General features: G+C 71.5%; 16 protein-coding genes. 10 read left to right on the top strand and 6 right to left on the bottom strand.

Going from position 1 to position 17,408, the window contains the following annotated elements:
• Positions 1 to 160 precede the first annotated feature (160 nt).
• Positions 161 to 2,251, top strand: coding sequence for a primosomal protein N' (locus tag ACFWIW_RS39450; RefSeq protein ID WP_378373156.1), 2,091 nt, complete (start codon positions 161 to 163; stop codon positions 2,249 to 2,251).
• 74 nt (positions 2,252 to 2,325) lie between these two features.
• Here the strand turns inward: ACFWIW_RS39450 and ACFWIW_RS39445 are convergent, their stop codons facing one another.
• Positions 2,326 to 3,705, bottom strand: a complete 1,380-nt coding sequence (locus tag ACFWIW_RS39445; protein WP_378373155.1) for a hypothetical protein — start codon at positions 3,703 to 3,705, stop codon at positions 2,326 to 2,328.
• 97 nt (positions 3,706 to 3,802) lie between these two features.
• On the opposite strand from ACFWIW_RS39445, the gene ggt reads away from it, so the two are divergent.
• From ggt to ACFWIW_RS39425, 4 genes are all read left to right on the top strand, one after another.
• Complete coding sequence (ggt, locus tag ACFWIW_RS39440; RefSeq protein ID WP_378373154.1) at positions 3,803 to 5,614, top strand: gamma-glutamyltransferase; 1,812 nt, start codon at positions 3,803 to 3,805, stop codon at positions 5,612 to 5,614.
• A gap of 181 nt (positions 5,615 to 5,795) precedes the next feature.
• Positions 5,796 to 6,722: a methionyl-tRNA formyltransferase gene (fmt, locus tag ACFWIW_RS39435; RefSeq protein WP_378373153.1), complete on the top strand. Its 927-nt coding sequence runs from the start codon at positions 5,796 to 5,798 to the stop codon at positions 6,720 to 6,722.
• Positions 6,719 to 8,161, top strand: a complete 1,443-nt coding sequence (locus ACFWIW_RS39430; RefSeq protein WP_378373152.1) for an RsmB/NOP family class I SAM-dependent RNA methyltransferase — start codon at positions 6,719 to 6,721, stop codon at positions 8,159 to 8,161. The genes fmt and ACFWIW_RS39430 overlap by 4 nt, the downstream gene beginning before the upstream one ends.
• Positions 8,158 to 8,664 (top strand): flavoprotein, encoded by a 507-nt coding sequence (locus ACFWIW_RS39425; RefSeq protein WP_378373151.1) that lies wholly within the window; start codon positions 8,158 to 8,160, stop codon positions 8,662 to 8,664. The genes ACFWIW_RS39430 and ACFWIW_RS39425 overlap by 4 nt, the downstream gene beginning before the upstream one ends.
• On the opposite strand, the gene ACFWIW_RS39420 is transcribed toward ACFWIW_RS39425, so the two are convergent.
• The 3 genes from ACFWIW_RS39420 to ACFWIW_RS39410 all read right to left on the bottom strand — a co-directional run bounded on the left by ACFWIW_RS39420 (position 8,661) and on the right by ACFWIW_RS39410 (position 11,855).
• Positions 8,661 to 9,776 carry a serine hydrolase domain-containing protein gene (locus ACFWIW_RS39420; protein WP_378373150.1) on the bottom strand — a complete coding sequence of 372 codons (1,116 nt, stop codon included), beginning with the start codon at positions 9,774 to 9,776 and terminating at the stop codon, positions 8,661 to 8,663. The two genes, ACFWIW_RS39425 and ACFWIW_RS39420, sit on opposite strands and share 4 nt — an antisense overlap.
• 187 nt (positions 9,777 to 9,963) lie before the next feature.
• Positions 9,964 to 10,623 carry a response regulator gene (locus tag ACFWIW_RS39415; RefSeq protein ID WP_378373149.1) on the bottom strand — a complete coding sequence of 220 codons (660 nt, stop codon included), beginning with the start codon at positions 10,621 to 10,623 and terminating at the stop codon, positions 9,964 to 9,966.
• On the bottom strand, positions 10,620 to 11,855 hold the full coding sequence (locus ACFWIW_RS39410) for a sensor histidine kinase (protein WP_378373148.1): 1,236 nt from the start codon (positions 11,853 to 11,855) through the stop codon (positions 10,620 to 10,622). The genes ACFWIW_RS39415 and ACFWIW_RS39410 overlap by 4 nt, the downstream gene beginning before the upstream one ends.
• 145 nt (positions 11,856 to 12,000) lie before the next feature.
• Between ACFWIW_RS39410 and rpe the strand changes: the two genes are divergently transcribed.
• The 5 genes from rpe to ACFWIW_RS39385 all read left to right on the top strand — a co-directional run bounded on the left by rpe (position 12,001) and on the right by ACFWIW_RS39385 (position 15,700).
• Positions 12,001 to 12,669, top strand: coding sequence for a ribulose-phosphate 3-epimerase (rpe, locus tag ACFWIW_RS39405; protein WP_007029650.1), 669 nt, complete (start codon positions 12,001 to 12,003; stop codon positions 12,667 to 12,669).
• Positions 12,670 to 12,781: 112 nt separating this feature from the next.
• A complete protein-coding gene (locus ACFWIW_RS39400; protein WP_378373147.1) occupies positions 12,782 to 13,405 on the top strand; it encodes a riboflavin synthase in 624 nt (207 codons plus the stop codon).
• 56 nt (positions 13,406 to 13,461) lie between these two features.
• Complete coding sequence (locus ACFWIW_RS39395; protein ID WP_378373159.1) at positions 13,462 to 14,736, top strand: bifunctional 3,4-dihydroxy-2-butanone-4-phosphate synthase/GTP cyclohydrolase II; 1,275 nt, start codon at positions 13,462 to 13,464, stop codon at positions 14,734 to 14,736.
• Positions 14,733 to 15,239: a 6,7-dimethyl-8-ribityllumazine synthase gene (gene ribH / locus ACFWIW_RS39390; protein WP_037343973.1), complete on the top strand. Its 507-nt coding sequence runs from the start codon at positions 14,733 to 14,735 to the stop codon at positions 15,237 to 15,239. The genes ACFWIW_RS39395 and ribH overlap by 4 nt, the downstream gene beginning before the upstream one ends.
• Positions 15,240 to 15,256: 17 nt before the next feature.
• On the top strand, positions 15,257 to 15,700 hold the full coding sequence (locus ACFWIW_RS39385) for a PH domain-containing protein (protein ID WP_378373146.1): 444 nt from the start codon (positions 15,257 to 15,259) through the stop codon (positions 15,698 to 15,700).
• Between the two features lie 63 nt (positions 15,701 to 15,763).
• On the opposite strand, the gene ACFWIW_RS39380 is transcribed toward ACFWIW_RS39385, so the two are convergent.
• Together ACFWIW_RS39380 and ACFWIW_RS39375 are read right to left on the bottom strand one after the other, a co-directional pair.
• Positions 15,764 to 16,543, bottom strand: a complete 780-nt coding sequence (locus ACFWIW_RS39380) for an exodeoxyribonuclease III (RefSeq protein WP_378373145.1) — start codon at positions 16,541 to 16,543, stop codon at positions 15,764 to 15,766.
• Between the two features lie 92 nt (positions 16,544 to 16,635).
• Positions 16,636 to 17,370 (bottom strand): S1 family peptidase, encoded by a 735-nt coding sequence (locus ACFWIW_RS39375; protein ID WP_378373144.1) that lies wholly within the window; start codon positions 17,368 to 17,370, stop codon positions 16,636 to 16,638.
• Between the last annotated feature and the right edge of the window lie 38 nt (positions 17,371 to 17,408).

Raw genomic sequence — 17,408 nt, 5'->3', positions numbered from 1 at the left:
CCCAGACCGCCCTGCGGTCGCCATCCCCGCCACCCCCCCGCGCTTTGGCCCCCCCCGCGGGTGCTATCACGGGCCCGTCACTTGAAATTTCCGCAAGTAACGGACCGTTCATCGCACGCGGTGGCGGGCACCGGCGACGGAGTCTGGTAGAGATCACCGGGTGAGCAGCAGTCCCGAACCGACCCCGCTGTGGGACCTTCCGGAGCCGAAGGCCGAGCCGCCGCGGAAGGCCAAACCGGCGCGCGCGAAAACGGCCAGCCGCCGCGGCGCGCAGAACCCCGCGCCCGAGAACCCGGTCGCCCGGATCGTCGTGGACATCCCGCTCACCCACCTCGACCGCACCTTCGACTACCGGATCCCCGAGAAACTGCACGAAACCGCCGTCCCCGGCTGCCGGGTGCGGGTCCGGTTCGCGGGCCAGCTCGTCGACGGGTACCTCGTCGAGCGCGCCGACACCACGGAGTTCACCGGGAAGCTCGCGTACATCGACAGGGTGACCTCCAGCGAGCCCGTGCTGCCCCCGGCGCTGCTCAAGCTCTGCCGGTCCGTCGCGGACCGCTACGGCGGCACGCTCAGCGACGTCCTGCGGCTCGCGATCCCGTCCCGGCACGCGAAGGTCGAGGGCGAACCGCCCGCCGAGCCCGCGCCGACGCCGGAGCCGCCCGAAACCACCGCCTGGGAGAAGTACCAGAGCGGTCCGGCGTTCCTGGAGGCCGTCGCGGAACGGCGTCCGGCCAACGCGGTCTGGCAGGCGCTGCCGGGGGAGGACTGGCCGCGCCGCCTCGCCGAAGCGGCGGCCGTCGCGGCTTCCGCGGGACGAGGCGTGGTCATGGTCGTGCCCGACCATCGTGACCTGACCCGGCTGCACGACGCGTGCGTTTCCTTGCTGGGCCCCGATTCCGTGGTCGCGCTGATCGCCGGGCTAGGGCCCGCCGAGCGCTATCGCCGGTGGCTCGCGGTGCTGCGCGGCGCGGTGCGCGTCGTCGTCGGCACGCGCGCGGCGATGTTCGCGCCGGTCACCGATCCCGGCCTGTTCGTGGTGTGGGACGACGGCGACGACGTCCACCTCGACCAGCACGCGCCGTATCCGCACGTCCGCGACGTGCTGATGGACCGTGCCCACGCCGCGAAGGGCTCCATGCTCGTCGCCGGTTTCGCGCGTACCGCCGAGGCGCAGTTCCTGGTGGAATCGGGCTGGGCGCAGCCCCTCGTGGCCGCCCGGCCGGAGCTGCGGGCGGCGGCGCCGCGGGTCACGCCGGTCGGCGAGGACTTCGACGTCGCCCGGGATGAAGCGGCCAAGGCCGCGCGGCTCCCGTCGGTCGCCTTCGAGGCGGCGCGGCAGTCGCTGGCAGGCGGATTCCCCGTGCTGGTGCAGGTTCCGCGTCGCGGATACGTCCCCGGACTCGCCTGCGGCAACTGCCGGACGTCGGCGCACTGCCGTCGTTGCGCCGGTCCGCTTTCCTTGCCGGGCGGGCTGATCGACGGCGCGCCGAGGCCGCCCGCCTGCCGGTGGTGCGGCGTCCCCGAGACGAACTTCCATTGCGTGGCTTGCGGTTCGGTGCGGCTGCGGGCGGTCGTCGTCGGGTCGAAGCGCACCGCGGAGGAGTTGGGCCGCGCGTTCTCCGGTTTCCCGGTGCGGACGTCGGGGGCGACGGAGGTTTTGGCTTCGGTGCCAGGGAAACCGGCGCTGGTGGTGTGCACGCCGGGCGCCGAGCCGGTCGCGGAAGGCGGCTACGGCGCGGCGCTGCTGCTGGACGGCTGGGCACTGCTGGGGCGGCAGGACCTGCGCGCGGGCGAGGAGACCCTGCGCCGCTGGATGGCGGCGGCGGCCCTGGTGCGGCCCGGGGCCGAAGGCGGTCGCGTGTTCGTCGGCGCGGAAGCGGGCCTTTCGGTGGTGCAGGCGCTGGTGCGCTGGGACCCGGGCTGGCACGCGAGCCTCGAACTGGCGGAGCGGCGCGAGCTCGGTTTCCCGCCCGCGATGCGGATGGCGAGTATCGAAGGCACGCCGGACGCGGTCGCCGGACTGCTCGACGACCTGGCCCTCCCGGAGACCGGCGAGGTACTGGGCCCGGTGCCGCTCGGCGAGGTCGACGAGGACGGCAACGCCGAACGGGAACGGGCGCTGGTGCGCGTCGCGCGTCCGGACGGGAAGGCGCTCGCCGCCGCGATCCACGCCGCGGCCGCCCGCCGGGACGCGCGCAAGGCGGCCGAGCCCATCCGGATCCAGCTGGACCCGCTGGAGCTCATCTAGCGCCCCGCGTTTCGTCCTCTGGATGCGGTGGTTCGATGTCGAACCACCGCATCCAGAGGACTGAACGCGTGGGGTCAGAGGGTCGTGCCGGGGGTGGAGAGGACGTCGGCGCGAGCCGAAGCGCCCGGAGCGGGCGAAGCGGGTTTGGTGTCCGTGCCGCCCAGGGCGGCGGTGAGCAGCGTGACGATCTGCGAAGTGATCGCCGCCCGCCGCGCCTCGAAATCGGCGTCGGTCAGCGCCGAGGGATCGGCGGGCGTGCCGAGGACGGGCGTGTGCAGATGCCCGCCCGCGATCCCGTCCAGGCCGAGCCCCGTCCGGAGCCGGTTGCTGCGATACATGGACTCGTTGCTGAGATAGTTGCCGCCGCCCCCGGAGGCGGCGACCTCGCCGGGTTTCGGCGCGTCCGTCCGGCACACCGCGGTCCCCGTCCCCGGCTTCGTGGCGTCCGGCCAGACGCAGAACGCCTGGTTGTACAGCACCTGGTACGCCCCGGCCGGCGCGGCGAGCATCTTCTCGTACGGCAGCGTGGTTTCGATGAACTGGACGTCCGGCTGCGGCCAGCCGTCGGCGGGCGGGACCGGGCCGCGGACGGGCTCGTCGAGGTTGTCCGGCGAACCGCCGCGCCAGGCACCGGCCCACCGCTCGATGTCGAACCGGCCGGGACGCCCCTGGCTGATCGTCATGATCAGCTCCGGGCGGCGGAAACGGTCCTGGAACGCCTTGCCGTAGGCGGCTTCCACGATGCCGGCGTCGAAGTAGCTCCACACCACCGGGAACGACACCGCCTGCACCAGCGCGGGCCCGGTCGGCGTCTGGATCGTCTTGCCGTCGAGATGCAGCGCCGCCGCGCCCGACGGGTTCGCGATGCGGACGCCGGCGCCGTTGAGGGTGAACGGGTCGAAACCGCTCACAAGCACCCTGCGCAGCTTCGGGCCGGAGGGGAAGCGGGAGTCGTCGAGCCCTCGCGCGCCGAAGTCGAACGTCTTCAGCAGCTCGGCCCGGGCGGGCGCGGACAGCGGGAAACGCGGCGTCCACTGCCGTAACGCCTTGCTCATCTGGAGGCGGGCCCAGTAGAGCGGCCGGTCGTCGGCCTTGTCGATGCCGCCGAGGTCCGGACGGCGGCCCTGCGCGCGATCGACCGCGGTGCGCCAGAGCCCCTCACCGGCGGTCTCGGCGAGCTTCTCGGCCCGCAAAGCGGTCTTCGTGGCGCAGAGACGCGTCGCGAAGTCGGAGACGAGCTTGTCGAAGCCGGCGAGCCGGACGAGCTCCGGGCCGACCGCCGGACCACCCGAAGGCATGGTCGCGGTGAGCCGCTTCTCCTCGACGGTGATCGCGGCGGAGTCGTCGAAGCAGGGGCTCGCGCCTTCCGCCTGGGCGACGCCGGGGACAGCGAGGACGGGAAGAGCGATGAGCAGCGGGAGGAACACGCCCCACCGCCTGCCGGGAGTCTTCATGGACCGCATTCTTCTCAGCCGGGCCCGGCCGCACCACCGACGTTCGCAGGTCTCGGCGGGTCTTGTCCGGGGTGGACAGGCGGGGCAGACTCGCGCCATGGCCGCGCACAGAAGCATTCCGGTACGCATCACCGCAGTCACCGCGATCGCCGTCCTGGTCGGCACCGCCGCGCCGGGTACCGCGGCCGCGGCACCACCGACGCCCAAGTCACCGACCGCCGTCGGCTATCTGGGCGCGGTGTCGAGTATCGACGCGGACGCGACCGCGATCGGCACGAAGATCCTGCGCGAGGGCGGCAACGCCGTCGACGCCGCGGTCGCGACGGCCGCCGCGCTCGGCGTCACCGACCCGTTCTCCGCCGGGTTCGGCGGTGGCGGCTTCTTCGTCTACTACGACGCGCGCTCCGGCAAGGTGCACACCCTCGACGGCCGCGAGACCGCGCCGTCGACGGCGAACGAGAACCTCTTCGTCGAGAACGGCAAGGCGATCCCGTTCGCCGAGGCCGTCACCAGCGGACTGGGCGTCGGCGTGCCCGGCACGCCCGCCACCTGGGACGAAGCCCTGCGCAAGTGGGGGACCAGGTCACTGGCGAAGGCGGTCAAACCCGCCGAAGAGCTCGCCCGCAAGGGTTTCACCGTCGACCAGACCTTCAACACCCAGATCGCGAACAACGCCGCCCGCTTCTCGGCGTTCCCGTCCACCCGGTCGCTGTACCTGCCCGGCGGCGCGCCGCCCGCGGTCGGAACGACGTTCAAGAACCCGGATCTCGCGGGCACGTACGCGCAGCTCGCCGCGAAGGGCACCGACGTGCTGTACCGCGGCCCGATCGGCGCGGACGTCGTCGACACGGTGCGGAAGCCGCCGGTCGACCCCGCGTCGACGCTGAAGGTGCGCCCCGGCGACATGACCGCGGCCGACCTCGCCAAGTACCGCGTGGTCGAGCGGAAACCGACGAAGACCCAGTACCGCGGCCTCGACGTGTACGGCATGCCCGCACCGTCGTCCGGCGGGCTGACCGTCGGCGAGGCGCTGAACATCCTCGAGAACACGAAGCTCTCGAAGCTGGAGAAGGCCGACTACCTGCACTACTTCCTGGAGTCGACCCGGTACGCCTTCGCCGACCGCAACCGGTGGATCGGCGACCCGGCCTTCGTCGACGTCCCGGCGAAGCAACTGATCAGCCAGAAGTTCGCCGACAGCCGCGCGTGCCTGATCGACCCCGCGAAGGCCGGGACGAGCCCGGTCGCGCCCGCCGACCCGCGCAAGCCCACGCCGTGCGTGGCGGGGACGAACCCCGCGCCGACGCCGTACGAGGGCGAGAACACCACGCACCTCACGGTCGCCGACCGGTGGGGCAACGTCGTCGCCTACACGCTGACCATCGAGCAGGAGGGCGGCAGCGGCATCGTCGTGCCGGGCCGCGGCTTCCTGCTCAACAACGAACTGACCGACTTCTCCTTCACCCCGGTGACGCCGGGCGTGCCCGACCCGAACCTGCCGGGCCCGGCGAAGCGGCCGCGTTCGTCGATGGCGCCGACCATCGTGCTCGAGGACGGCAAGCCGTTCCTCGCCGTCGGCTCGCCCGGTGGGGCGTCGATCATCACCACGGTGCTGCAGATCCTCACCGGCCGCATCGACCGCGGGCTGAAGCTGGTCGACGCGATCGCGGAACCGCGCGCCTCGCAGCGGAACTCCGCGGCCGCGCAGGTGGAGCAGGCGTTCCTGGACCAGACCGAGGTGCTCAAGGCGCTCAAGGCAAAGGGGCAGGGCTTCTCGACGTCGCCCGCGGAGATCGGGGCGGCGACCGGCGTCGAACGGCTGCGGGACGGCCGGTGGCTCGCGGCCGCCGAACCCACGCGCCGGGGTGGTGGCTCGGCGGCCGTCGTGCTGCCCTGGCCGCCCAGGTAGCTGAAGGACGCTTTCCCCGCATCCCACGCGCTGAAGGACGCTTTCCCCACATGACATGCGGGGAAAGCGTCCTTCAGCCCCCACGAGTGGAGCGAGCGCGCCCCGGCGGTGGGGTCCTTCTAGACTGAGCGGCGATGTTCGCCCAGTCAGAGGTACCCGTCCCCCCGGCGGAGGTGCGTTGATGCGCCTCGTCTTCGCCGGCACCCCCGAACCAGCGGTCCCGTCACTGCGCGCGCTCCTCGCGTCCGAGCAGCACGAGGTCGTCGCCGTCGTGACCCGTCCGGACGCGCAGGCGGGCCGCGGCCGCCGGGTCGTCCGGTCGCCCATCGGCGCGCTGGCCGACGAGCATGGGATCGAGGTGCTGACCCCGCCGAAGGCGAGCGATCCCGCGTTCCTCGCCCGGCTCGCGGAGATCGCGCCCGACGCGTGCCCGGTGGTCGCGTACGGGGCGTTGCTGCCCCAGGCCGCGCTGGACATCCCGGCACACGGCTGGGTCAACCTGCACTTCTCGCTGCTGCCCGCGTGGCGCGGCGCCGCGCCGGTCCAGGCCGCGATCCGCGCCGGGGACGAGATCACCGGCGCCTCGACGTTCCGCATCGTCAAGGAACTCGACGCGGGCCCGGTCTACGGCGTGGTCACCGAGCAGATCGCCGCCACCGACACCGCCGGGGAACTGCTCGGCAGGCTGGCGGAGTCCGGCGCGAAGCTGCTCGTGTCCACGATGGACGGAATCGCCGACGGCTCGTTGCGCGCGGTCGCGCAGACCGGGGACGGCGTGAGCTACGCGCCCAAGGTGACCGTCGAGGACGCGCGCGTGTCGTTCGCCGACCCGGCCGCCGCGGTCGACCGGCAGATCCGCGCGGTCACGCCGGAGCCGGGCGCGTGGGCGGAGTTCCGTGGTGAGCGGCTGAAACTCGGCCCGGTGACGATCGTCGACGAGCCGGGGCCCCCGCCCGGCGAACTGGTCGTGGAGCGCAAGCGGGTCCTGGTCGGCACGGCGTCGAAGCCGGTGCGGCTGGGTGAGGTGCAGGCGCAGGGGAAGAAGCGGATGGCGGCCACCGACTGGGCGCGCGGTACGAGGATCGGACAAGGAGAGCGCCTGCAGTGAACGAGCGTAGGGAACGCCGGCCGTCGAGGCCGCAGCGAGGCCGTCCGGCCCCGCGCAAGGAAGGGCCGAGCCGCCCGCCGCAGATCGACCCGGCTCGTCAGGTCGCCTTCGACGTCCTGCGCGCGGTCCGTGAGGACGACGCGTACGCGAACCTGGTGCTGCCACAGTTGTTGCGCAGCCGCCGGATCTCCGGCCGCGACGCGGCGCTGGCGACCGAACTGACCTACGGCACTTGCCGCGCGGTCGGCATGCTGGACGCCGTCATCGCGGCCTGCCTGGACCGTCCGCTGGAGAAGGTCGACGCCATCGTGCTGGACGGGCTCCGCCTCGGCGCCTATCAGCTGTTGCGCACCCGCATCCCCCAGCACGCCGCCGTCGGGTCCACTGTGGACCTCGTCCGCGCCGAAGTCGGTTCCTGGATCGCGGGTTTCGTGAACGCCGTGCTGCGTTCGGTGTCCGAAAAGGACGAAGAGACCTGGCTGAACGAACTGGCGCCCGACGAGGCCGCCGACCCGATCGGCGCCTACGCCCTGCGGACGGCGCATCCGCGCTGGGTCGCCCGGTCGTTCGCGGAAGCCTTGGGGGACAAGGGAGCGGAGCTGAAAGCGGCCCTGGAGGCCGACGACGACCGCCCCGACGTCCACCTGGTCGCCCGGCCCGGCGAGATCAGCGCCGAGGAGCTGGCCGCCATCACCGGTGGCGACGTCGCGCCGTACTCGCCCTACGGCGTCCGGCTGCCCGCCGGTTCCGGCGACCCCGGCGACCTCGAGCCGATCAAGGAAAAGCTGGCCGCGGTGCAGGACGAGGGCAGCCAGCTCTGCGCCTACGCCGTCACGAGGGTCCCGGTCTCCGGCTCCGGCCCCGACGTGCGGTGGCTGGACCTGTGCGCCGGTCCGGGCGGCAAGGCCGCGCTGCTCGGCGCGCTGGCGGTGGCCGCCGGCGCCACCGTCGACGCCGTCGAGAAGGCGCCGCACCGGGCGAAGCTGATCGAAAACGCCGTCCAGGACCTGCCGGTGACCGTGCACGTCGCCGACGGCCGCGAGACCGGTCTCGAACCTGGCTACGACCGCGTCCTCGTCGACGCGCCGTGCAGCGGCCTAGGCTCGCTGCGCCGCCGCCCCGAGGCGCGCTGGCGCCGTCAGCCCAGCGACATCTCGGATCTGACGAAACTGCAGGGCCAGCTGATCACCGCGGCGCTGGACCTGGTCCGGCCCGGTGGCATCGTCACCTACGTCGTCTGCTCGCCGCATCTGGCCGAGACCGAAGGCGTCGTGGGGGAGACCGCACGCCGCGCCGGTGCCCAGATCGTCGACGCGCGGGAGTTCTTCCCCGGCGTCCCGCAGCTCGGCGACGGCCCGTACGTCCAGTTGTGGCCGCACCGCCACGGCACCGACGCGATGTTCTGCGCCGTCCTGCGGAAGCCGGACTCCGCCGGGTGAGCAGGGTCCTCGGCCTGGTCGCGAGCTCGTGCGGCGGACTGGACACCCGGTTCGCCGCGCAGCTCGCGAAACCGGCCGCGGACCGCGGCTGGGAGCTCGCGATCACGCTGACCCCCACCGCGGCCCGCTGGCTGGAGACGACCGGCGGGCTCGGTGACCTGGAGAAGCTCACCGAGCTGCCGGTCCGCAGCACCTCCCGGCTGCCGGGCGAACCCCGCCCACATCCGGACCCGTCGGTGTTCCTGTTCGCGCCCGCGTCCGCCAACTCCGTGGCGAAACTGGCGCTGGGCATCGCCGACAACCAGGCGCTGACCCTGCTCGGCGACGTCCTCGGCACGCCGGGTATCACGGTCGTGCTGGGCTACCAGATCCAGGACACGCGGATCCACCATCCGGCGTGGCGACGCCATCTCGGCACGCTCGCCTCGGCCGGGGTCACCACCACGAGGCTCACACCGGACGCCTCGTGGACCTCCGTGCTGGACCTGCTGCCGCCGGTCTAGCGGGCGCAGAACCCGGTGTCGAGCGCCTTGGCGAGGTCGTCGCCCACCTTGGGCGGCGCGGGATTCAGGTTCACCACGACGTTCACCCGCCTGCCGTGCGGGACGGCGCCGGACAGGTTCGCGTAGCCGACGATGTTCCCGCCGTGCCCCCAGAACCTGCCGCCGCACGACAGCGGGACGGACGCGATCCCGAGGCCGTACTCCGCCCCGGGGAGCCCGACGGGCGCCGGAACGGTCCGCTGCATCTCCGCCAGCTGCGCGCGCGGTAGGAGACGGCCGTCGACGAGCGCGCCGTAGAAGCGGTTCAGGTCCGCGCCGGTCGAGATGAGCCCGCCGGAGGCCCCGGCGGCCGAGGGATCGAATTCGGTGTAGTCGGTGGGGCCGGGTCCGTAGCCCCTGGCGTGCGGATACGGCAGGCTTTCGTTGCCGCGCGACGGCAGAGAGGTGTCACGCAGGCCCAGCGGTCCGGTGATCCTGCTCCGGATCTCCCCGGCGACGGAACGACCGGTGAGCTTCTCGATCAGCATCCCGGCGATGATGTAGTTCGTGTTGGAGTACGACCAGCTCGTGCCGGGCGCGAACAGCGGCGGATGCGCGAGACCGATCGCGACCAGCTCCTCCGGTTCGGCGCCGCGATGACGCCACTCTTCGAGGTCGAGGTCGCGGAGGTAGTTGTAGATCCCGCTGGTGTGCTGCAGCAGCTGCCGCACGGTGATCTCGGTGCCGTCGTTGCCGTTCCCACGGACGAGACCGGGCAGGTACTCCTCGATCGGCGTGTCCAGCCGCACCTTCCCCTCGGCGACCAGCTGCAGGACCACGACGGCGACGAAGGTCTTGGTGATGCTGGCCGCCCGGAACTTCGAGCCGTGCGGGAACGGTGTCCCGGTCTCGACGTTCCCGACGCCTTCGCGCTCCGACCACGTCCGCCCGGACGGGCTGGTCACGGTCGCCTGAGCGCCGGGAACGCCGTCCTGTACCAGCGTTTTCAGCGCTTTGTCGACTTCGTCCCGCGGATGGGTCGCGGCGAGGGCCGGCGTGGCGGTCGTCGCGGCGAGCAGCGCGACCAGCGAACCGACGGCGATGATCTTCTTGCCTGGCAAGGATTTTCGCATAGATACCACGCTAGGGACGTTCGGCTGTGGTGACCATGAGGTGAACCCCCACACCTTACTGGGGTTTGCCCCACCTTTCCGGGCGGCCGTCGCGTGGCGCGTGCTGCGAAAGCCACTTTCGCAACCTTCAACGTTGCGAAAGTGGCTTTCGCAACACGGCCGGGCGCGGGACCGTGCATCAAGAGGCTCAGCGCAGGCTGTGCCCCGGCGCGACGATGCCGGTCTCGTAGGCGAACACCACCGCCTGGCTCCGGTTGGCCGCGCCCAGTTTCCCGAAGATGTTGCCCACATGGGTCTTCACGGTTTCGAGACTGATGACGAGCTCGGCCGCGATGTCCACATTGGACTTCCCGGTGGCGATGAGCCGCAGCACCTCGGTCTCCCGTTTCGTCAGCGACGACGGGCGAGGTGCGAGGCCGGACGGCGCCGGGCGCGCGGTGACCATCCGGCGGATCGCGTCGGGGAACAGCAGTGTCTCCCCGGCGGCGATCGTCCGGATGGCGTGCGCGAACTCCTCCTTGCGCGCCCGCTTCAGCAGGAATCCGCTCGCCCCGGCCAGCAGCGCGTCGTAGACGTAGTCGTCGTTGTCGAACGTCGTGATCACGAGGACCTTCGGCGGTTCGGGGATCTCGGCGAGCACCCGCCGGGTCGCCTCGATCCCGTCCACCCCGGGCATGCGCACGTCCATCAGGACCACCTCGGGACGCGTCCGCCGCACCAGATCGACCACCTCGCCGCCGTCGCCCGCCTCGCCGACCACGGTGAGATCGGGCTGGTTGTCCAGCAGCGAGCGCAATCCGGCTCGCAGCAAGGGTTCGTCGTCGACGATCAGGACGCGCAGTGTCATGAGCGCGACCGTAGCGGGATCGTGGTCACCAGCCGCCACAACGGTTCCCCGTCGATGGCCGGCCCCGCGACGAGCTCCCCGCGCAGGGCCTCGACGCGTTCGGTGAGCCCAGGCAGCCCGTTGCCGCCGCGGCCGGAGGCGGCCGCGTGTTCCATGAGCGGGTTCACGATCTCGATCCGCAACGCGTCGGCGAGCACCGCGACCCGCACGGTCACCGGGCCGGGATGGGCGTGCCGCAGCGCGTTCGTCAGTCCTTCTTGGACGATCCGGTACGCCTCCCGCGAAAGGGTCGCGGGCAGTTCGGCGGCGGGGCCGGTGAGCTCGTAGTCGATCACCGCGCCACCGGCGCGGGCCCGTTCGGCCAGCGTCCCGGCCTCGATCAGCCGTCGTTCGGGTTCGCGGGACGACCGGTCGTCGCGCAGCAGGCCGAGGACGTGGTCGAGGTCTTCGAGCGCCGCCCTCGAAGACTCCTCGATGGTGCCCAGCGCCCGGCGCACCAGCTGCGGCTCGGATTCGACCAGTTCGGCGGCCGCGGCGGCCTGGATGGTTGACGTCGTCAAGGTGTGGCCGATGGAGTCGTGCAGTTCGCGGGCCAGCCGGTTGCGCTGCTCGAAGTGGTTCGCCCGCACCTCCGCCGCGGCGACGCGTTCGGCGGCGGAAGGGCCCAGCAGGGTTACCGCGCTGTACTGGAACAGCTTCGTGAAACCGGCGAGGACGTAGGCGATGACGACGAGCGTGAAGAACCCGATCGGCAGCGTCCACGCGCCGGCGATGCCGGGTTCGATCGTCACCTCTTCACCGAAGATCGCGATGGGACTACCGCCACCCCCTGCCCACACCAGGGTCAGGACGAACCCCAGGAACAGGAAGCAGCCGAGGCCGAACAGAACCCAGCCGAGCACGGTGTGCACGAGCAGCCAGGCCGCCGAACGCCAGCGATCCGCCCAGGCGATCTTCGTATGCGGCGCGGGCTGCGCGATCCGGGTGCCCAGCATCTGGTTGGAGAACCAGATACCGACCCGTCGCATCGGTCCCGGCAAGCCCGCCAGCGCGACCAGCAAGCCCATGGCGAGCACGCCGTAGGCCATCTTCGCCCGCACGTCGCCCGGGATGAGAACGGCGGGGACGAGCGCGACCGGGAACGGGATCGCGGTGATCGCCATGCCGAGGAAACCGAACGGCAGGCTGCGGTAGCTGCCGATCCGCACGAGGGGCTTGAGTGGGTTGACCATGAGGGGAACGCTATTCGGCGGCGCGTGCGCGCACCTCCCACTGCGGTGCCATTTCGCGTCATACTCCAGACCGGGTCGCCGGTCACAGCCGGTTAGCGGGCGTTAGCGGCGCCCTCCTACACTCGGGCGCGTGGCTCACCGACCTTTGATCGCACCCAGCATCCTCTCCGCGGACTTCGCCCGGCTCGGCGACGAGATCCGCGCCGTCGCGGGGGAGGGGGACACCCGCGCGGACTGGGTCCACGTCGACGTCATGGACGCGCACTTCGTGCCGAACCTGACCCTGGGCCTGCCCGTGGTGCAGTCGCTGCTCAAGGCCACCGACGTGCCGATCGACTGCCACCTGATGATCGAGAACCCCGACAAGTGGGCCATCGGGTACGCCGAAGCGGGCGCTTACAACGTCACCGTGCACGTCGAGGCCGCGCACGACCCGATCGCGCTGGCGAAGAACCTGCGCGCAGCCGGGGCGAAGGCTGGCCTGTCGATCAAGCCGAACACGCCGATCGAGGACCACCTCGAGACCCTCAAGCACTACGACACGCTCCTGGTGATGTCGGTCGAGCCCGGTTTCGGCGGCCAGTCGTTCATCGAGGGCGTCCTCGACAAGGTCCGCACCGCGCGGCGCCTGGTCGACACCGGCCACCTCAAGCTCGTCGTCGAGATCGACGGCGGGATCAACGCCGACACCATCGAGCAGGCCGCCGAAGCCGGGGTGGACTGCTTCGTCGCCGGTTCCGCCGTGTACGGCGCCGAAGACCCTGGTAAGGCCGTCGCGGCGCTTCGCGAGCAGGCGGCCCGCGTCCGCGGCTGATCCCGCCTCGTGATCCGCCGTCGGGTCAGGAGAAGGAATCGGCCCCGATGGGTGTTGGATGAGGGGAGCACCGTTCCCAGCGACGGTGCGAGCCAGGAGGAGGGCAGCAGGAGTGTTCACCGGCATTGTCGAGGAACTCGGCGAGGTCACCGCGGTCGAGCAGGTCCCGAACGCCGCGAGACTGACCGTTCGGGGGCCGCTGGTGACCAGCGACGCCGGGCACGGCGACTCCATCGCGGTGAGTGGCGTGTGCCTCACCGTGGTCGCGGTGACGGGCGGTGAGTTTACCGTCGATGTCGTGCACGAGACCCTGCAGCGCTCCAGCCTCGCGAAGGTGCAGGTCGGCGACGTCGTCAACCTCGAACGCGCGACGCCGGCGGGCGGCAGGCTCGGCGGGCACATCATGCAGGGCCATGTCGACGGCACCGGCGTCTTCCTCAAACGCGACGAGCAGGGACTCACCACGTTCGCGCTGCCGAAGAAGCTGTCCCGGTACGTCGTCGAGAAGGGGTCGATCGCGGTCGACGGCGTCTCCCTCACGGTCGCTTCGGTGACCGACGAGGAGTTCTCCGTCGCCCTGATCCCGACCACGCTCGAACTCACCACGCTCGGCCGGAACACCCCGGGTGACCTGGTGAACCTCGAGGTGGACGTGGTCGCCAAGTACGTCGAGAAGCTGGCCATGCCGCACCTGCGCGCGCAGGGGGACAATGGCGGTACGGAGGAGCGGGCGTGAGCGAGACGAGTGCGATTCCGGGGTCGGCCGATCTGACCCCCTGTGCGGGCGGGGTGGTGGCCGTGAACGCCGATGCCATCGAGGCGGCGATCGCCGACATCAAGGCGGGCCGTCCCGTCGTCGTGGTGGACGACGAGGACCGCGAGAACGAGGGCGACCTGATCTTCGCGGCGGAGAAGGCCACGCCGGAACTGATGGCCTTCATGGTGCGCTACACCTCGGGTTACGTCTGCGTGGCGCTGACCGAGGCCGAGGCGGACCGGCTCGATCTGCCGCCGATGTACCACACGAACCAGGACCAGCGCGGCACCGCGTACAGCGTCACGGTCGACGCCGCCGAGGGCATCACCACCGGGATCTCCGCGGCCGACCGGTCGCACACCATCCGGCTGCTCGCCGATCCGGCGTCCAAGGCGTCGGACTTCCGGCGGCCCGGCCACGTGGTCCCGCTGCGCGCCAAGCAGGGCGGCGTCCTGCGGCGCCCGGGGCACACCGAAGCGTCCGTCGACCTGGCCAGGCTGGCCGGTCTTTCGCCGTCCGGGGTGCTCTGCGAGATCGTGTCGCAGAAGGACGAGGGCGACATGGCCCGCCGCGACGAGCTCGAGGTGTTCGCCGCGGACCACGACCTGAAGATGATCACCATCGCCGACCTGATCGCGTACCGGCGGCGCACCGAGAAGCAGGTCGAGCGGGTCGCCGAGGCACGGATCCCGCTGAGCGCGGGCACGTTCCGGGCGGTCGGCTACGACAGCCTGCTCGACGGCATCGAGCACATCGCGTTCGTCTACGGCGAGATCGGCGACGGCGAGGACATCCTGGTCCGCGTGCACTCCGAGTGCCTGACCGGTGACGTCTTCGGCTCGCTGCGCTGCGACTGCGGCCCGCAGCTGGAGGCCGCGCTGGAAGCGGTGGCCAAGGAAGGCCGCGGCGTCGTGCTCTACATCCGCGGGCACGAGGGCCGCGGCATCGGGCTGCTGCACAAACTGCAGGCCTACCAGCTGCAGGACGCCGGCGCGGACACCGTCGACGCGAACCTGCAGCTCGGCGTCCCCGCCGACGCGCGGGACTACGGCACCGGCGCGCAGATCCTGTGCGACCTCGGTGTCCGTTCGATGCGGCTGCTGACGAACAACCCGGCCAAACGCGTCGGGCTGGAGGGCTACGGCCTGCGGGTGAGCGGGCGGGTGTCGCTGCCGATCTCGCCGAACCCGGAGAACCTGCGCTACCTCAAGACCAAACGGGACCGGATGGGGCACGACCTGTCCCAGCTGGAGCATTTCGACCAGGTCGGCGCCGAGGTCGACCAGGGCAACGGAGGTGGCACGCGGTGAGCGGCGAAGGCCGTCCGGACGTCGAACTCGACCTGTCCGACTGTAAGAACATCCGGCTCGGGATAGTGGCCACGCGCTGGCACACGAAGATCACGAGCGCCCTGCTGGACCGCGCCCTCGAGGCGGCCAAGGCGGCCGACCTGGAGGAGGAGCCGACGGTCGTGCGCGTCGCGGGCGCCGTCGAACTGCCCGTCGCCGCGCAGGCGCTGGCCCGCACGCACGACGCGGTCGTCGCGCTGGGCGTGGTCATCCGGGGCGGGACGCCGCACTTCGAGTACGTCTGCGACGCGGTCACCGCGGGCCTGACCAGGGTCGCGCTCGACGAGAGCACCCCGGTCGGCAACGGCGTCCTCACCTGCGACACCGAGCAGCAGGCCCTCGACCGGTCGGGGCTGCCCGGCTCCGTCGAGGACAAAGGCTACGAGGCGACGGTCGCCGCGCTGGACGCCGCGCACGCGCTGCGGAACCTGCGCCAGCCGTGGACCGAGCGGGGATTCGTGTGAGCGTCGAGGCGGATGTGATGACCGAATCCGAGGTCGTGGTGGTGCGGCCTCGCCGTGCCCTGGTGATGTGCTCCGTGCTGGCGGTGATCCTGCTGGCGACCTTCGTGGTCGTCGCGGTGCTGCTGCGCGGCTCGGACACCGGCGTGATCTTCCAGCCGTCCGACCAGGCGGCGATGATCGGCATCGGGGTCCTGCTCGCCCTGGGCACGATGCTGTTCGCGACCGCGCGCGTGAAGGCCGACGCGGACGGTATCGAAGTCCGGAACGTGCTGATGACCAAGAGGTTCGCGTGGAGCGAGGTGCTCTCGGTGAGCTTCCCGGACGGCGCCTCGTGGGCCCGGCTGGAGCTGCCGGAGGACGAGTACTACTCGGTCATGGCCGTGCAGGCCGTGGACCGGGAACGCGCGGTGGCCGCGGTGCGGGCGCTGCGGAAGCTGCACAAGGCGGCCTGGAAAGGCTGACCTCTCGTGAGTGGTAAGGACGGTTCTAACCGTCCTTACCACTCACGAGACCTGACCCACTGTTCAGAGCGAGAGGTCCACCACGATCGGCGCGTGGTCCGACGGTCCCTTCCCCTTCCGCGCCTCACGGTCCACATAGGAATCCGTCACCGCGCCCGCCACGACGGCGTCGGCGTACACGAGGTCGATCCGCATTCCCTTGTTGTTCGGGAAGTTCCCGGCCCGGTAGTCCCAGTACGTGAACGGGTGGTCGTACTTCAGCGGCCGCGGGAACACGTCGGACAGCCCGAGGTCCCGCAGCGCGGCGAGCGCCTTCCGCTCCGGCTCGGTCACGTGCGTCGATTCGGCGAACACGGCGATGTCCCAGACGTCCGCGTCGGTCGGCGCGATGTTGAAGTCGCCGAGCACCGCGAACGGCAGCCCGCGCGCCTGCTCCTCGCGCACGGTCGCCTCCAGCGCCGAGAGCCAGGCGAGTTTGTAGCCGTAGTGCGGGTTCTCCAGGTCGCGCCCGTTCGGCACGTACACCGACCACAGCCGCAGCCCGCCGCAGGTGGCGCCGATGGCCCGCGCGTCGGTCTTGTCCTCGAAGGTGGGCTCGCCGGTCAGCCCGCGTGTCACGTCTTCCAGCCCGATGCGCGACAGGATCGCGACGCCGTTCCAGCGCCCGATGCCGTAGGCGGCCGTCTCGTAGCCCAGTTCCTTCACGGCGTCGAAGGGGAAGGCGTCGGTGCCGCATTTGAGTTCCTGCAGGCACAGCACGTCCGGCTGGGCCGAACCGAGCCACTCCAGCACCCTCGGCAGCCGGGGCCCGATCGAGTTCACGTTCCAGGTCGCGATCCGCATGCCCGCGAGCGTCCCACACCCCACCGACACTCCGACGTGAAAGGCCCCTGTCACGACGGGTCACGTCGTGACAGGGGCCGCCGGGGTGGAGGTCAGACCCCGGTGGTCGAGCGGATCCAGGAGCGGGCCGAAGCGACGCTGCCGTAGTTGTTGGTGCCGCGGATGTTCGAACCGCTCTGGTTCTGCACGGTCGAAGCGACACCGACCTGGACGCCGTTGTAGACCTGGGGGCCGCCCGAGTCGCCCTTCCACGCCGAACCGTTGATGCCGACGCTCTGGATGGCCGGGCCACCGTAGGCGTCGCGCGAGCTGCCGGTGACGCGGACGTCGGCCACCTTCAGCGCCGAGGCGGGCGGGCCGGTCGGGGTCTCGCGGCCCCAGCCGTAGAGCTGGTTGGTGCTGCCGACCGGCGGGTTCGAGCCGGTGAGGCTGATCGGCGTGACACCGGCGTCGGAGGCCAGGTGCAGCAGCGAGATGTCGGCGCCGTTCGGCGAGGACACCTTGCGGTCGACGGCGATCTCACGGCCGCCCTGCAGCTGGTTGCTGCCGACGCGGACCCGCATGCCGCTGCCGTCGGAGTCGAGGCAGTGCTTGGCGGTCAGGACCCAGCGCTGGGCGATGACACTGCCGGAGCAGTTGAACCCGTCCCACTGACGGCCCGGGGTGTTGACGTAGACCTGGGCGCCCCAGCTCACGGTGGGGGCGGTGCCGCCGCCCACGATGTTCGGCTGGACACCGGTCGGGGTGCCCGCCGAAGCGACGCCGGCGGTCATGGTGAGGGCTGCGGCGGCGAGGGTGGCGGCGCCCAGCGTACGAAGACGGCTCACGGTGCAGGAGTCCTTTCGAGCGTCATCTGACGAAGAAC

The organism is Amycolatopsis sp. NPDC058340, assembly GCF_042723975.1.
GTDB lineage: Bacteria > Actinomycetota > Actinomycetes > Mycobacteriales > Pseudonocardiaceae > Amycolatopsis.
The sequence above is the reverse complement of the archived record's forward strand: the minus strand, read 5'-3'. Positions and strand labels throughout refer to the sequence as shown.

Excerpts from the sequence above, each read along its gene's own strand:
- ACFWIW_RS39445 (WP_378373155.1), bottom strand. The coding sequence starts at position 3,705 with ATGAAGACTCCCGGCAGGCGGTGGGGCGTGTTCCTCCCGCTGCTCATC.
- ACFWIW_RS39420 (WP_378373150.1), bottom strand. The coding sequence starts at position 9,776 with ATGCGAAAATCCTTGCCAGGCAAGAAGATCATCGCCGTCGGTTCGCTG.
- ACFWIW_RS39415 (WP_378373149.1), bottom strand. The coding sequence starts at position 10,623 with ATGACACTGCGCGTCCTGATCGTCGACGACGAACCCTTGCTGCGAGCC.
- ggt (WP_378373154.1), top strand. The coding sequence starts at position 3,803 with ATGGCCGCGCACAGAAGCATTCCGGTACGCATCACCGCAGTCACCGCG.
- fmt (WP_378373153.1), top strand. The coding sequence starts at position 5,796 with ATGCGCCTCGTCTTCGCCGGCACCCCCGAACCAGCGGTCCCGTCACTG.
- ACFWIW_RS39410 (WP_378373148.1), bottom strand. The coding sequence starts at position 11,855 with ATGGTCAACCCACTCAAGCCCCTCGTGCGGATCGGCAGCTACCGCAGC.
- ACFWIW_RS39385 (WP_378373146.1), top strand. The coding sequence starts at position 15,257 with ATGACCGAATCCGAGGTCGTGGTGGTGCGGCCTCGCCGTGCCCTGGTG.
- ACFWIW_RS39380 (WP_378373145.1), bottom strand. The coding sequence starts at position 16,543 with ATGCGGATCGCGACCTGGAACGTGAACTCGATCGGGCCCCGGCTGCCG.